Annotated in this window: 11 protein-coding genes; all 11 read right to left on the reverse strand. The window is 46.7% G+C overall.

The genetic code is table 11. The annotated features are described in order from the left end of the window. Positions 1-41 precede the first annotated feature (41 nt). Positions 42-515, reverse strand: a complete 474-nt coding sequence (gene rimP, locus RBB45_RS11165) for a ribosome maturation factor RimP (RefSeq protein ID WP_170939423.1) — start codon at positions 513-515, stop codon at positions 42-44. 339 nt (positions 516-854) lie between these two features. Next, the gene (locus tag RBB45_RS11170) at positions 855-5,177 is read right to left on the reverse strand and encodes a PolC-type DNA polymerase III (RefSeq protein ID WP_101547505.1); all 4,323 of its coding nucleotides are present in this window, start codon (positions 5,175-5,177) and stop codon (positions 855-857) included. A 942-nt stretch (positions 5,178-6,119) separates the two neighbouring features. Beyond that, the gene (locus RBB45_RS11175) at positions 6,120-7,826 is read right to left on the reverse strand and encodes a proline--tRNA ligase (RefSeq protein ID WP_009795862.1); all 1,707 of its coding nucleotides are present in this window, start codon (positions 7,824-7,826) and stop codon (positions 6,120-6,122) included. Positions 7,827-7,954: 128 nt separating this feature from the next. Continuing rightward, positions 7,955-9,232 carry an RIP metalloprotease RseP gene (gene rseP / locus RBB45_RS11180; RefSeq protein ID WP_094767430.1) on the reverse strand — a complete coding sequence of 426 codons (1,278 nt, stop codon included), beginning with the start codon at positions 9,230-9,232 and terminating at the stop codon, positions 7,955-7,957. Positions 9,233-9,474: 242 nt separating this feature from the next. Next, positions 9,475-10,617 carry a 1-deoxy-D-xylulose-5-phosphate reductoisomerase gene (locus RBB45_RS11185; protein WP_129611764.1) on the reverse strand — a complete coding sequence of 381 codons (1,143 nt, stop codon included), beginning with the start codon at positions 10,615-10,617 and terminating at the stop codon, positions 9,475-9,477. 43 nt (positions 10,618-10,660) lie between these two features. Next, entirely contained in the window at positions 10,661-11,458 is a 798-nt protein-coding gene (locus tag RBB45_RS11190) for a phosphatidate cytidylyltransferase (RefSeq protein WP_094767432.1), read from the reverse strand. A 19-nt stretch (positions 11,459-11,477) separates the two neighbouring features. Continuing rightward, positions 11,478-12,254, reverse strand: coding sequence for an undecaprenyl pyrophosphate synthase (locus tag RBB45_RS11195; protein WP_129611765.1), 777 nt, complete (start codon positions 12,252-12,254; stop codon positions 11,478-11,480). A gap of 287 nt (positions 12,255-12,541) precedes the next feature. Beyond that, positions 12,542-13,099 carry a ribosome recycling factor gene (frr, locus tag RBB45_RS11200; protein ID WP_009795869.1) on the reverse strand — a complete coding sequence of 186 codons (558 nt, stop codon included), beginning with the start codon at positions 13,097-13,099 and terminating at the stop codon, positions 12,542-12,544. Beyond that, positions 13,099-13,824, reverse strand: coding sequence for a UMP kinase (gene pyrH, locus RBB45_RS11205; protein WP_009795870.1), 726 nt, complete (start codon positions 13,822-13,824; stop codon positions 13,099-13,101). Before pyrH ends, frr begins: the two co-directional genes overlap by 1 nt. Positions 13,825-13,928: 104 nt before the next feature. After that, complete coding sequence (gene tsf / locus RBB45_RS11210; RefSeq protein WP_009795871.1) at positions 13,929-14,810, reverse strand: translation elongation factor Ts; 882 nt, start codon at positions 14,808-14,810, stop codon at positions 13,929-13,931. A gap of 89 nt (positions 14,811-14,899) precedes the next feature. Further along, positions 14,900-15,601: a 30S ribosomal protein S2 gene (gene rpsB / locus RBB45_RS11215; protein ID WP_009795872.1), complete on the reverse strand. Its 702-nt coding sequence runs from the start codon at positions 15,599-15,601 to the stop codon at positions 14,900-14,902. Positions 15,602-15,729 lie beyond the last annotated feature (128 nt).

A 15,729-nucleotide genomic window follows, 5' to 3' on the forward strand; every position in this document is an offset into this window, starting at 1 on the left:
AGATTGTATCCCCCTTTAATCTCCTAAATCTCGTTTCTTCCTTATGAGAAAGTAACTGCCAAACGGGCATTGGCCACTTTTTCATAAGGAATGGAAATTGTTTTTATTCTTGTTTTGACCCTGACTTCCACAGTCACTGTCTCACCATCAAATTGAGTGAGCTTACCTTCAAACGTTTTTTCGCCATCTATTGGTTCATACGTTTTAATGAGGACATTTTTTCCGATTGCACTTTTATAGTCCTTCTCTTTTTTCAGAGGGCGTTCAGCACCCGGCGATGAGACTTCCAGGAAATAGTTATAAGGAATAGGATCGAGTTCGTCGAGCTTTTCGCTGAGCCTTTCGCTGACAAGGCCGCATTCTTCAATGTCGACACCCTGCTCCTTATCAATAAATACGCGAAGGAACCACTCTTTTCCTTCTTTCACATATTCAATATCAACCAGCTCCAGATTGAGTTCATCCACAATAGGGGTGACCAGCTCTTCGACGGTTTCAGTCACTTTGCTCATAATTTCCCTCCTTTGGTGTTAAGGCATCCTTAAACCCGTATGTAATATCCCGGGATGCTCAGGCCCATGCCTGTAAAAAGCCCGGCCCCGGCATTTAAAGAGACCCCCCTCTAAGGGGGGGGCTTTCAGCCGGAACATGCTTCTTTCACAGAGCAGATGCCTGGAGAAGCGTTCAGAAATTAGCGTACACAACACGAAAGAGTGGGTTGCCCCACTCTTTTTCGAGAGTTATCCTTAGTATTTCCAATAAAACTATACCATAACCAAATTTTTTATGCAAATGGAATAGCCGTGCTGGCAAGGGTTTGCCATGCCAGCAGAGTCAGCAGCCAAACGTCTGGTTTAGAATAATGACAGCTGGTTTTGATCAGGGAGCGACTCCAGGCAGCCGTGATTATCCAGGTACTCAAGGATTGTTTTGGAAATCCTTCCTCTTTGCTGGAGATCTTCTTTAGAAAGAAACTCCCCTTCTCCCCTTGCCTTTACAATGTTAAGGGCTGCATTTGTGCCAAGCCCCGGTATTGCATTGAATGGCGGGATGAGAGAATCGCCGTCGATGATGAAATCAGTTGCATCCGAACGGTATAAGTCCACTTTCGAGAATTTATAGCCGCGTTCGTTCATTTCCAGAGCAAGCTCCATGACGGTAAGAAGGTTCTTTTCCTTTGGAGATGCGTCAAGTCCTTTTGCATTGATTTCCTCGATCTTCGCCCTGATCGCCTGGGATCCGCGGACCATTGCTTCCACATCAAAGTCTTCAGCCCTGACCGTAAAGTAAGCCGCATAGTAAAGGAGGGCATGGTGGACTTTGAAATAAGCGATCCGGACAGCCATCAGCACATAGGCGGCAGCATGTGCTTTCGGGAACATATATTTTATCTTTTTGCAGGAATCAATATACCATTCCGGCACTTCATTTTTTCGCATTTCTTCTTCCATATCATCAGAGAGTCCCTTTCCTTTACGGACCGACTCCATAATCTTAAAGGCAAAGGCAGGCTCCAGCCCCTGATAGATCAGATAGACCATAATGTCATCACGGCAGCCTATTACTTCACTCAGAGTACAGATGCTGTTATGGATAAGCTCCTGTGCATTGCCGAGCCATACATCCGTCCCGTGCGACAGGCCTGATATCTGGACAAGCTCAGAGAAGGTGGTCGGCTTTGTATCCTCAAGCATCTGGCGGACAAAGCGCGTCCCGAATTCCGGTATGCCAAGCGTCCCTGTTTTACACATGATCTGATCTTGAGTAACGCCCAATGATTCAGTTCCGGAGAAAATCTTCATGACCTCGGGATCATCAGTCGGTATTGTCTTAGGGTCGATCCCGCTCAGATCCTGGAGCATCCTGATGACAGTCGGGTCATCATGCCCGAGTATATCGAGCTTCAGGAGATTATCATGAATCGAATGGAAGTCAAAATGGGTCGTCTTCCATTCAGATGTTCTGTCATCGGCCGGAAACTGGATCGGCGAGAAATCGAAGATATCCATATAGTCAGGGACAACGATGATACCCCCCGGATGCTGGCCGGTCGTTCTTTTTACGCCTGTGCATCCTGATGCAAGGCGGTCAATCTCTGCACCGCGGATCTGCAGGTTGTTGTCCTGCTGATATGCCTTAACATATCCGTAAGCCGTTTTATCTGCTACAGTGCCGATCGTTCCCGCACGGTAAACATTGTCTTCACCGAACAATACCTTTGTGTAATTATGTGCCCTCGGCTGATATTCGCCTGAGAAGTTCAAGTCAATATCAGGGACTTTGTCCCCTTTGAATCCAAGGAACGTTTCAAACGGGATGTCATGGCCGTCTTTGCGGTAGGGAATATCGCAGGTCGGGCAGTTTTTGTCAGGAAGATCAAAGCCCGATCCGACAGAGCCGTCGTTAAAGAACTCGGAATGCTTGCAGGCCGGGCAGACATAATGCGGCGGCAGCGGGTTTACTTCCGTAATCTCGGTCATGGTTGCGACAAAAGAAGAACCGACCGATCCCCGCGAACCAACGAGATACCCATCATTCAGCGATTTTTTTACTAGCTTATGAGAGATGAGATAAATAACGGCAAATCCATGTCCAATGATGCTCTTAAGCTCTTTTTCAAGCCTGGCCTCGACGATTTCCGGCAGTTCATCCCCGTAAATCCGCCTTGCCATGTCATAGCTCATATTGCGCATTTCTTCATCCGCACCATCGATTTTCGGAGTGTACAAGTCGTCCTTGATCGGTTTAATGGAATCTATCATGTCGGCAACTTTATTCGTGTTTTCGACAACAATTTCCTTTGCCTTTTCCTTGCCGAGGAAGGAGAAGGCGTCGAGCATTTCATTGGTTGTCCGGAAATGTACATCCGGGAGCTGGTGGCGGTTCAGCGGATTGGCGCCGCCCTGTGAATTGATCAGGATCTTCCTGTATATTTTATCAACAGGATTCAAGTAATGGACATTCCCGGTAGCTGCGACAGGGATGTCCAGCTTTTCACCAAGCTTCACGATATTCGAAATGATTTCTTCCAGTGCTTTTTCATCCCTGACCAGCTCCAATTCAATCAGGTGTGCATAGACAGCTTTTGGATGGACTTCAAGATAGTCGTAAAAGGAAGCCAGATCTTCAGCTTCTTCCGGCCCCTTCTGCATCATCGCTTCAAAAACCTCGCCGCGGTCGCATCCAGAGCCGACAAGGATACCTTCCCTGTACTTTTCAAGCAATGAACGGGGAACCCTCGGAACCCGGTAAAAATAGTTCATATGTGAAATGGATACAAGTTTAAATAAATTCTTAAGGCCCGCCTCTGTTTGGGCCAGCAGTGTGCAATGGTACGGACGCGCCCTTTGGTAGGCATTGCCCTTGCCCATATTGTCATTAAGCTGATTATGATATTCAATGCCTTTTTGCATAACCTCTTTGAGCATCTTGATCAATAGATAACCTGTAGCTTCAGCATCATAAATGGCTCTGTGATGCTGTGTGAGCTCAACATCGAATTTCTTTGCCAATGTGTTCAGGCGGTGGTTCTTCATCTCAGGAAGCAGGAATCTTGCTAGTTCCAGAGTGTCGATGACAGGGTTGGCGGCTTTGCCGAGACCATATCTTTTATACCCTGTATTCAAAAAGCCCATATCAAATGAAGCGTTATGGGCAACCAGGATATCATTCTGGGACCACTCTTTAAACCTGCGGAGCACCTCTTCTACCTCTGGGGCATTCCTGACATCGTCATCCGTGATGCCTGTTAAATCTATCGTTGTCGCTGACAGAGGATGATGCGGGTTCGCAAATGATTCGAATCTGTCTATGATTTCGCCGTCATGTATTTTGACAGCCGCAAGCTCGATGATCGTGTCATAAACAGCGGAAAGCCCTGTTGTTTCGACGTCAAAGACGATATACGTACCTTCTGCCAGAGGGATCGGGGCAGAATTATAGGCAATCGGAACGCCGTCATCAATCAGATTGATTTCGACTCCGTAAAGGATTTTAATATCATTTTTCTTTCCGGCACCAAATGCCTCAGGGAATGACTGCGCCACGGCATGGTCTGTAATGGCAATCGCCTTATGGCCCCATTTTTTCGCCTGTGATACCAGCGCACTTACCGATGAAACTGCGTCCATCTGGCTCATAGGCGTATGAAGGTGAAGCTCGACCCGTTTCTCGTCTTCCGGTGCCGTGTCTTTTCTCAGGACCGGCTTAATCTCATTAATGTCGTTTCCGATCATGACCAGGTCGCGAACAAAAGTATCGTTCTGAATGCTTCCGCGCACCTTCACCCACATGCCTTTTTGGACATGCTGGAACAGGGCTGCATCTTCTTTATCGCGCGAGAACATTTTGACCATGATGGAGCTTGTATAGTCTGTGACCTTAAAGGTCAGTAAGGTCCTGCCGCTTCGGAGCTCCTTCGTTTCAGCTGCAAAAATAAAGCCTTCAACCGCAACCCTGCGCTCTTCATCGACAATTTCCTCAAGACGCCTGAAGTCGGCATCGTCCTTGATGGTAAGGCCGATAGAAAGCGGTCCCTGCAGTTCGCCGGAGCCTGAATCTCCCTCGGCTTCTTTTTTCTGCATATCGATCATTGCCTGGCGGCCCCGTTCCTGATCTTCCTGCTGCTTTGCCTTCAGGAATTGCTCATATTCGGCGTTTGATGAGGAATCGGCATTTATTTCTGTATCGATTGTCAGCATGGGAAAGCCAAATGTCTGGAAGACATTCGCTATCATGCCGGCATACTTCCGCTTGATCGCCAGCCCTTCCATTTCATTGCGGACATTCAATATGACCTTCGTTCCCTGAACCTTCGGCGTCTGTTCATTCAGAAGCTTGATCAGCGGAGGTGATATCCCCTCGATTTCCTGGATGCAGCTTTTCCAGTAATCCAGGAGAAGCTCTTGTGTGAAGTTCTGGTCTGCCACTTCTATCGTAAAAGAAGTGTTTGCTATATGTGAAAATGTTTTTTCAAGCTGGACAGAAAACCGGCTGAAGACACTGCATGGCAGGATGCTGTCAAACATGAAGTAGAAATGCCATTTCTTCGCTTGCTTTTCTATTACTACTTTGTCTATTTGCGCATTTTCGAAATGCTTTACAAAGGCATCTTCTGTGAGTTGAAGCTGCTGGAGCAAGAGGTGGAATCGCTCTTTTTTGCCTGTGGCATCGCTCATCGTTCTCTCTCCTATCCTTAAAATCTATTTTCTATTTGTGATTGTTTTTTTGGTTAGAAACATTAGTCATTATACCATAAAGAGTGGGTGTGTTTTGAAAAAGAAATAGTGTGAAAATGAAGTTGGTTTTAATTTGGCATGTCTACTTTTTAAAGTCTTTTACATTATCAATTAGAACAATGATATCTAACCCCTGGAGTAATTTGGTTGTGATTTGCAGAAAAATGCCTGCTGTATATGAGTCTGTTGATTTGCGTTGCAGGCACTTCGCTTTCCGTGGGGCGACGCTGAGCCTCCTCAGAGCAGGCTCTTGCGGGGTCTCAGCCTTGCCGCTATTTCCCACAGGAGTCTTCGTGCCTTCCACTCCAATCAACAGGGGCTTTGAACTTTTTTTGCGTATTAATTTTTGAAAAATCAAATTCCTCCTGCTCGGATTCCTGCAATTTGTTTCCGGTATTGAATGGGGTGTTGATTTCCGTTCCAGGCCACTTCGCTTTCCGTAGGGCGACGCTGAGCCTCCTCAGAGCAAGCTCTTGCGGGATCTCAGCCTTGCCGCTATCTCCAAACAGGAGTCTGCGTGCCTTTCACTCTATTCAACAGGGGCTTTGAACTTTTTTTGCGTATTAAATTTCTAAAAACCAAATTCCTATGCTCTATTCCTGCAAATTGTTTCTGCTTTTATATGGGGTGTTGATTTCCGTTCCAGGCACTCCGCTTTCCGCGGGGCGACGCTGAGCCTCCTCACGTTTGCGCGCTGCGGGGTCTCAGCCTTGCCGCTATTTCCCACAGGAGTCTTCGTGCCTTCCACTCCAATCAACAGGCTTTTATATTTTTTTTGCAGTTCTAATAACTTTTAATATCCTACATAGAAATGAATCTTTCACTAACTATTTTCCCCAAATGAAAACGGACCCCGCAGCGGGATCCGTCTATAGTCTTAAATTACTTTTGTGAAGTAAGGATGGACGCAATATGCTCTAATAGCTGGTCTTTGTGGATTTCTTCCATTTCGCCTGTGCTTCTTACTTTTACTTCGACGATGCCTTCGGAGGCTTTTTTGCCGGCTGTTATTCTGACTGGAAGTCCGATGAGGTCGGCGTCGGCAAATTTTACGCCGGCTCTTTCGGGCCTGTCGTCAAAGAGTACTTCATAGCCATTTCCACGGAGTTCTTTGTAAAGCTCTTCTCCGAGGCCTGCCTGAGCTTCGTCCTTCATGTTAACGGCAATGACGTGAACCTTGAATGGCGCGAGATCTGCCGGCCATATGAAGCCTTTGTCATCGTTGTACTGTTCGGCGATTGCTGCAAGGATACGGGATACCCCGATGCCATAGCAGCCCATGATCATCGGCTGGGTACGGCCGTTCTCGTCAAGGTAAACGGCATTCATTGCTTCACTGTAGCGGGTGCCAAGTTTGAAGACATGGCCGACTTCAATGCCCTTTGCAAAAAGGATTTTGCCGTTTCCATCCGGCGAGAGGTCGCCTTCCTGGATAAAGCGGAGATCGGCAAATTGAGAGACTTCAAAATCGCGTCCGGCATTGACATTGATATAGTGGAATCCTTCTTCATTCGCACCGCATACGCCGTTCACTACTGCTTCCACAGCATGGTCTGCAACAATTTCAACATCTTTAGCGCCGATTGGGCCCAGTGATCCTACAGAACAGCCAAGGATGCTGCGTGTTTCTTCCGGAGAAGCCAATTCAGCCGAAGCAGCTGAGAAGAGGTTCTTCAGTTTAATATCGTTTACCTCGTGGTCACCGCGGACAAGAACCAGCACATATTTGTCATCAACCTTGAAAAGAAGGGATTTAATGCATTCCTCGCTTGACACATTCAGGAATGAAGACACTTCTTCAATCGACCTTTGATTTTCCGTCTGGACCTTTTCCAATTCCTTTGGAGCGGCATCACTTTTCGCATAGGCGTTGATGACTGGTGCCATTTCAACATTGGCAGCATAATCCGAAGCATCGGAATAAGCAATCGTATCTTCCCCGATATCGGAAAGCACCATGAATTCATGGGTATCTTTTCCGCCCATAGCGCCAGAATCAGCAATAACTGCCCTGAAGTTCAGTCCGCAGCGTGTAAAGATATTAGAGTAGGCTGTAAAGAGCCTGCTGTAAACTTCATCAAGGCTTTCCTGTGAAGAATGGAAAGAGTACGCATCTTTCATGATGAATTCGCGCCCGCGCAGAATTCCGAAACGCGGCCTCTGTTCATCCCTGAATTTTGTCTGGATCTGATAAAGCGTCAATGGCAGTCTTTTATATGATTTTACTTCGTCACGTACCAGGCTGGTGATTACTTCTTCATGGGTTGCACCCAAAGCAAACTCCCGGTCATTACGATCCTTTAATCTCATAAGCTCTGGCCCGTATGTATACCATCTTCCTGATTCCTGCCACAGCTCAGCCTGCTGGAGCGCCGGCATCAACAGTTCGCTCGCCCCTGCGTCATCCATTTCTTCCCGGACGATGGCCTCGATTTTCTGCAGCACTTTTCGTGCCATTGGCAGATAGCTGTATACACCCGCTGCGTTCTGGCGGATGAATCCTGCCCTGAGGAGAAGCTGGTGGCTTCTGACCTCGGCATCTGCCGGTACTTCTCTTAAAGTTGGGATAAGTGTCATGCTTTGCTTCATAATCAGCACCTCTTCGTTTCATATATTGATTCTTAATCAGTGTAAGGGCTTGTCCTGTTTCCCGGGTATCCGGAGAAAAAACTGGGCTATCGCCGGTTCTGGAGATAGCCGCAGATGTTTATTTTATTCTATTGCAGGAAGAAACGCTGGATATCATTCCATGTGACAACAAGCATCAGCAGCATAAGGAGGGCGAATCCGATAAAATGGACCATCCCTTCCTTGTTGCGGTCGATCGGCTTGCCCCGCAATGCTTCCACTGCAAAAAACATAAGCCTTCCGCCATCAAGTGCCGGAATTGGGAGCAGATTCATGATTCCAAGGTTGATGCTCAGTATTCCTGCCCATTTCATCAGATAATAGATGCCTGATTTAGCCACTGTATCTGTTGATACATAAATGCCGACAGGGCCTGATAAAGCATCAATGGAGAACTGGCCTGTGACAAGCTTACCAAGCATGACGAAAATTTCTTTCGTCCATGTGTATGTTTCTTCTGCACCATAAGCGATGGCTTTCAGCGGAGATTTCTCCATCGGGCTGTACACGCCGATTATGCCAATGGTTTCTTTGCCTTTTTCCCCTTCAACTTCCCTTGCCTCAGGAGTTACAGGGATTTCAAGCTCTTCTCCGTCGCGGCTCAGGATGAAATCCAGCTCTTTACCTGGACTCTTCTGGATGATTTCCACCACATCGTTCCAGCTAGAGATTTCAGCGCCATTGATGCTCTGGACCTGATCTCCTTCAAGGAGGCCAGATTCCTTCGCAGCTCCATCAGGCGTCAGCCGGCCAAGCTCAGGTTCGTTTGTCGGCATCCCTTGAAGAAGACCGATCAGTACAAATACGACAAATGCAAGGATGAAGTTCATCATCGGTCCGGCAAATATGGCCATGGTCCTCTGTCCGAGCGTCTTGGAAGCAAACTGCCTGTCATACGGGGCGATGAGCGTTTCCACACCATCCTCGACAAGGAGAGCATCCTTGTTGATCGGATATGAAACAAGCCTTTCTTCCTCTTCACCCTCGGCATAGCCGCGGATGACAAGATCATGCTCGATGTCGGCATATTCCACTTCAATCGGCCTTGCATCCGGATATTTATCTTTATTATTAAGGATGATTTTGCTGACCCGTTCGTCATTATCCAAAATCAAACCAACACGATAGCCCGGTTTGATTTCCACCATTTCAGGATCTTCCCCTGCCATCCTGACAAATCCCCCAATCGGAAGCAGACGGATGGTGTAGACAGTTTCTCCTTTTTTATGGGAGAACACCTTGGGGCCGAAACCTATGGCAAATTCACGGCAAAGAATGCCGGCCCTTTTGGCGAATACAAAGTGCCCCAACTCATGGAAAAAAACAAGGGCTCCGAAAATGATAATAAAGGCTATCACAGTATCCAAAAATATAACCACCTTTTTTTAGAGGTTGTTCAGTAAGAAAAGCGAAAGCTGCCCGCGCCGTGCGGGATAGTCTGCCTGGCCCTCATCCTGCAGGCTTCAAGGGTAACAGGCTGATAGGTTTTTATTTGACTTTTCGCCAGCCGGCTTTCCCGCAAGCGGATGGCGCATGGAGCCGGAAAGCCGGCAATCTTCAAGCGCCAAAACCCTCTTTGGATCTACTCTTTCCTGTACTGAACACCAGCTTATAGAAGCGAGTTTACCAGCTGCCTTGTCTGACGATCAACTTCCTGGATTTCCTCGAGGCCCGGGTTATCTGAAACAGCATGCTTTTCCATAGCCTTTTCGACTAAATCCTCTATCTGGAGGAAAGTGATTTTACCTTCCAGGAAAGCTGCAACCGCCGCTTCGTTAGCTGCGTTCAGGACAGCAGGAAGTGTGCCTCCCCGCCTGCCGGCATCAAATGCGAATTGCAGGCAGCGGAATCGGCTGTAATCCATCTCCTGGAAATGAAGCTGTCCGATTTCTGCCAGATTAAGCTTCTTGCCGGTCCGGTGGGGAAGGCGGTCCGGATATGTCAGGGCGTACTGTATCGGCACCCTCATATCCGGCGTCCCCAGCTGGGCGATGACAGAGCTGTCATGGAATTCCACCATAGAATGGATGATGCTTTCCTTATGAAGAAGGACCTCAATTTTTTCATATGCTATAGAAAACAGCCAATGGGCCTCTATCACTTCAAGACCTTTATTCATCATTGTTGCAGAATCAATGGTTATTTTAGCTCCCATAGACCAGTTTGGATGGTTTAAAGCCTGTTCAACAGTCACATCTTTGAGTTCTTCCCTTGTATTATCTCGGAAGCTTCCCCCGGACGCTGTAAGGATGAGTTTATCGATATTCTTCTCTTTTTCCCCCTGAAGCGCCTGGAAGATAGCGGAGTGCTCACTGTCGACAGGAAGAAGCTCCACACCGTTTCTCCTGGCTGCATCCATGACGATATGGCCTGCAGTGACAAGTGTTTCCTTGTTGGCAATCGCAATTGTTTTCTTTGCTTCAATGGCCTGAAGTGTCGGCTGAAGGCCGACGCTGCCAAGGACAGCGTTAACGAGGACATCTGCTTTTGGATGTACGGCTGTTTCTATAAGCCCTTCCTGGCCATAAGCAAACTTAATTCCCGGGAACTCGCCTGCGAGTGTGTCTGCATCATTCTTCTCTGCAGCCGCTACCAGCTCAGGTTTGAATTCCGAAATAATTTTCCTGCCAAGTTCAAGGTTTCTGCCGATGCTCATGCTGGCCAGCCTGAATTGCTCTGGATGCTCCCTTATGACATCAAGGGTCTGGGTGCCGATAGAACCGGTTGCCCCCATTAAACTAATATATTTCACTATTGTTCAACTCCTATTGTTTCAACAAGCTAGACTCTCCCGGCTAGTTAAGCAGCTGGAAGAAATGCAGAAGCGGCCATACGAATAAAAGGCTGTCAAACCTGTCCAGGATGCCGCCGTGCCCGGGAAGGATTGTCCCGGAATCTTTCACTTCATAATGCCTTTTAAGCGCCGATTCTGCCAGATCTCCTATTTGGCCGAAGATAGACAGAACAATCGTGATGAAAGTAAGCTGCAGCAGTGTCGCGTCTATATCAGTCAGCAGGACGAACAGAACTGCAACGGCGACCGCACATACGACCCCGCCTATAAAGCCTTCCACCGTTTTATTCGGACTGATTTCAGGCCACAGCTTGTTTTTCCCCATGGCTTTCCCGATAAAATAGGCACCGGAATCTGTTGCCCATACAATGAATAAAGAGAAAAAGATAAATAAAATGCCTGCTTCACGTGTTTCAATAAAATAGTAAAAGCCAATCCCCACATATATGGATGCAAGAATTGAAAAGGCTGCATCATCAAAAGTAAATCTGTTCTTTGATGCCACGGTATAGGTCAGCAAAAGCAGGACAGCAAGCATCCCGATTTCTGTCTTTGATCCGGCAGCAAACTGCAATGCCGGCCATTCCTGTGCACCATCAGGAAGCATCAGCCCCCATAATAGAGCAAGTGTAATAATGCCGGGCACTGATAACATCTTAAGCCTGCGCATTTTCAATACTTCAAATAAAGCCGCGGCGGCAAGCACATAGGCAAGCAGCACAACCGGTGTCCCTCCGTATATGACAACAGGGATTAGTATAGCTCCAAAAATGATCGCTGTTATGATTCTTTGCTTCATCTAGTTTTCAACACCTTTATTATACTCCTCCGAACCGCCTCTGACGGTTTTGGAACACCTCAATGGCCTCGAGCAATTCTCCCTCAGTGAAGTCCGGCCATAATACATCTGTGAACCAGAACTCCGTATAAGCCAGCTGCCACAGCATGAAATTGCTCAGGCGGATTTCTCCGCTTGTCCGGATCAGAAGATCGGGATCTTCCAGCCCTTCAGTCATTAGGTAGGCTGAAAAAGCTTCTTCATTCAGTTCGCTTTCTTCCATTATGCCACTTTGGCAATCATTTAAGACCCGTTTGACGGCTTCGAGTATTTCTGCCCGGCTGCCGTAATTGAGAGCAAAGTTCAGAATGAGGCCATCATTGTCCTTTGTTTCTTCCATTGCCTTTTCAATCGCTCTGAGTGTATGGCCCGGAAGCTTATCTTTATAGCCTATCATCTGGACACGGACATTTTCCTCAACCAGCTCTGGAAGGAAAGTTCCCAGGAATTCTTCCGGAAGCTTCATGAGATAATCGACTTCAAGCTTCGGCCGTTTCCAGTTCTCAGTCGAAAAAGCGTAAAGGGTCAGAGTCTTGATTCCGAGCTCGTTGGCAAGCTTAGTCGTCCTCCTGACCACCTTCATCCCTTCATGGTGCCCTGCTATTCTCGGCAGGGCCCGCTTTTTGGCCCAGCGGCCATTCCCATCCATTATTATCGCTACATGAGAAGGTACTTTTTGTTCCCTTATTTTTATTATGCGCTCTCGGAGATCGGAAGAAGGTGCTTGGTTCTTCCATTTTTTAATTTTATTTAACATAAGACGGCTCCTTCAAAATGCGTTTCTCTTATCCTCCGAAAAAAGATCTTTCCCCAAAATGTACGATTTGCCTGTTCCCAAAATCCGCACGTTCTTATCATACCAAAAATAAATGAAGATATCTCTATAAAAAAGAATATGTAAACATAATAAAAATAAGAATACAAGAAGCAGCACATTATGGCAGGATGCCATAATTATGCTCCATATCGCCATATGAGCAAAAAAACCCCCTATATACATAGAGGGTTCTTGTATATTTAGCTGATATAACACCGGAAAAAGAATTAAACCTCAAGAATTTCTTTTTCTTTGTCTTTTGTGATGCTGTCGACCTTTGTGATATGCTCATCTGTCATCTTCTGGATGTCATCTGAGTAGCCGCGAAGGTCATCTTCAGTAATCTCGCCGTTTTTCTCCAGCTTCTTCAGATCATCGTTGGCATCGCGGCGGATGTTGCGGATTGCGACCTTTGCATCTTCTGATTCTTTTTTGACTACCTTCACAAGCTCTTTCCTGCGTTCCTCAGTCAGGGCAGGGATGGCAAGGCGAAGCAGATTCCCGTCATTCGTAGGATTCAGGCCAAGGTCAGATTTAATGATCGCCTTTTCGATTTCTCCAAGAATGCTCTTATCATAAGGCTGGATGACGAGAAGGCGGGCCTCAGGCACGGAAATTCCAGCAAGCTGGTTGACCGGTGTAGGCGCCCCATAATAATCCACAGTGATCCTGTCAAGCAGCGAAGCGCTTGCCCGGCCTGCGCGGATGCTTGCAAGCTCCCGTGAATACGCCTGGATTGCTTTTGTCATACGTTCCTTCGAGTTTGAAATAACTTGTTTTGGCATTATTTATTCCCCCTGACGATCGTTCCGATTTTTTCACCGCATACGGCACGCTTAATATTGCCGTTATCCATAATTGAGAATACAATAAGCGGAATATTATTGTCCATGCATAAGGAGGAAGCTGTTGAATCCATTACGGCAAGCCCCTCTTTCAGGACATCCAGATAAGACAATTCTTCATATTTAACCGCATTTACATCTAGCCGAGGATCTGCGGAGTATACCCCATCTACATTATTTTTCGCCATTAAGATAACTTCTGCTTCGATTTCAGCAGCACGCAATGCTGCTGTAGTATCTGTTGAAAAATACGGGTTGCCAGTACCGGCTGCGAAGATTACGACACGCTTTTTTTCCAGATGGCGGATTGCACGCCTGCGGATATAAGGCTCTGCAACCTGGCGCATTTCGATGGATGTCTGAACGCGTGATTCAACATCCAGCATTTCAAGGCTGTCCTGAAGGGCAAGGGAATTCATGACAGTTGCAAGCATGCCCATATAGTCTGCATTCGCCCTGTCCATCCCCATCTCTTCCCCGATCTTCCCGCGCCAGATGTTGCCGCCGCCTACGACGACCGCCACTTCGACCCCAAGATCGGAAACTTCCTTCACCTGCTGTGCAACCGACTTGATGACAGAAGGATTAATGCCGAAGCCCTGCTCTCCTGCTAAAGCTTCACCGCTTAATTTTAAGACAACTCGTTTGTATTTAGGGCTGCTCATAAGAACCTCCATATGTATTGGAATTACATGATTTCTTGAAAAAGAGGGAACACAATGTGTTCCCCGATTACCTTCATAAAAGCAGATTCAACGGCTTTTATCTATTATTTTTTCACCTGGTTCATAACTTCTTCCGCAAAGTTGTCTTCGCGCTTTTCAATGCCTTCTCCTACTTCGTAGCGAACGAATTCGCTAAGAGTTCCGCCAGTTGATTTTACGAAGTCGCGAACCTTTTGGTCAGGATTCTTAACGAATGCCTGGTCAAGGACACAAACGTCTTCAAAATATTTGCTCAAACGGCCTTCTACCATTTTTGCAACAATGTTTTCAGGCTTGCCTTCGTTTAAAGCCTGCTGAGTCAGAACCTGGCGCTCGCGCTCTACTTCTTCAGCAGAAACTTCATCGCGTGACACATATTTAGGGTTCAATGCAGCAATGTGCATAGCTACGTCTTTAGCAGCCTGCTCATCAGTTGAACCTTCAAGAACAGTCAGAACGCCAATGCGTCCGCCCATGTGCAGGTAAGCACCGAATGCGTCGCTGTCAGTCTTGCTTTTCACTTCAAAACGGCGAAGGGAAAGCTTTTCTCCGATCTTAGCGATTGCAGCATTGATGTGCGCTTCTACAGTCGCACCGTTTTCCATTGTTTGTGAAGCAGCTTCTTCAGCAGAAGCAGGCTTGTTTTTAAGCAGGTGCTCTGCCAATTCTTTTACAAGAACCTGGAAGCCTTCGTTTTTTGCAACGAAATCTGTTTCAGAGTTCACTTCAAGGATGACAGCTTCATTGCCTTGTGCAAGGATGTAAGTTGTCCCTTCTGCCGCGATGCGGTCAGATTTTTTAGCAGCTTTAGCGATACCTTTTTCGCGAAGGAAATCGATTGCTTTTTCCATATCACCATCTGTTTCCTGAAGCGCCTTTTTGCAGTCCATCATTCCAGCGCCAGTCTTTTCACGCAATTCTTTAACGAGTTGAGCAGTAATTGCCATAGTGAAATCCTCCTTAAATATATGTAATTTTCATATTTTCTTTAAAAAAAGGTGATAAAGGGTGCTCCCTATTATCACCTTTACAGACATTAAGCAGTTGTTACTTCTTCCCCTTGCTTAGCTTCAAGGATAGCATCAGCCATTTTACCTGTCAGAAGCTTAACAGCGCGGATAGCATCATCGTTTGCAGGGATAACAACATCGATTTCGTCCGGATCGCAGTTTGTATCAACGATGCCGACGATAGGGATGTTCAGCTTGTGAGCTTCTGCAACTGCAATGCGCTCTTTGCGCGGGTCAATGATGAATAGAGCGTCTGGAAGAGTCTTCATATCTTTAATTCCGCCAAGGAATTTTTCAAGACGTTCTTGTTCTTTTCTTAACTGTACAACTTCTTTCTTAGGAAGCACTTCGAAAGTTCCGTCTTCAGACATTCTTTCGATGTCCTTCAAGCGAGTGATACGCTTCTGGATTGTTTCAAAGTTAGTTAAAGTTCCGCCTAACCAGCGCTGGTTTACAAAGTACATACCAGAACGGAGAGCTTCTTCCTTAACAGAATCCTGAGCTTGCTTCTTTGTACCAACGAAAAGGATTGTTCCGCCGTTACCAGCAAGTTCTTTCACGTAGTTATAAGCTTCTTCTACTTTCTTGACCGTCTTCTGAAGGTCGATGATGTAGATGCCGTTACGCTCAGTGAAGATATATTTCTTCATCTTAGGGTTCCAGCGGCGAGTCTGGTGACCGAAGTGTACACCAGCTTCAAGCAGCTGTTTCATTGAAATTACTGACATGTTAGTTCCTCCTAATGGTTTGTTTGCCTCCGCCCATATCATCTTCAGTCAAAAACTGTACAAAACAGCACCAATTGCCTGAATCCATAGGCGTGTGTATTAACACCATGAGTAAATATAGCACAAGT

It is taken from the genome of Bacillus sp. MMSF_3328, assembly GCF_030733525.1.
In the GTDB taxonomy this organism is placed as follows: Bacteria; Bacillota; Bacilli; order Bacillales; family Cytobacillaceae; genus Bacillus_AB; species Bacillus_AB infantis.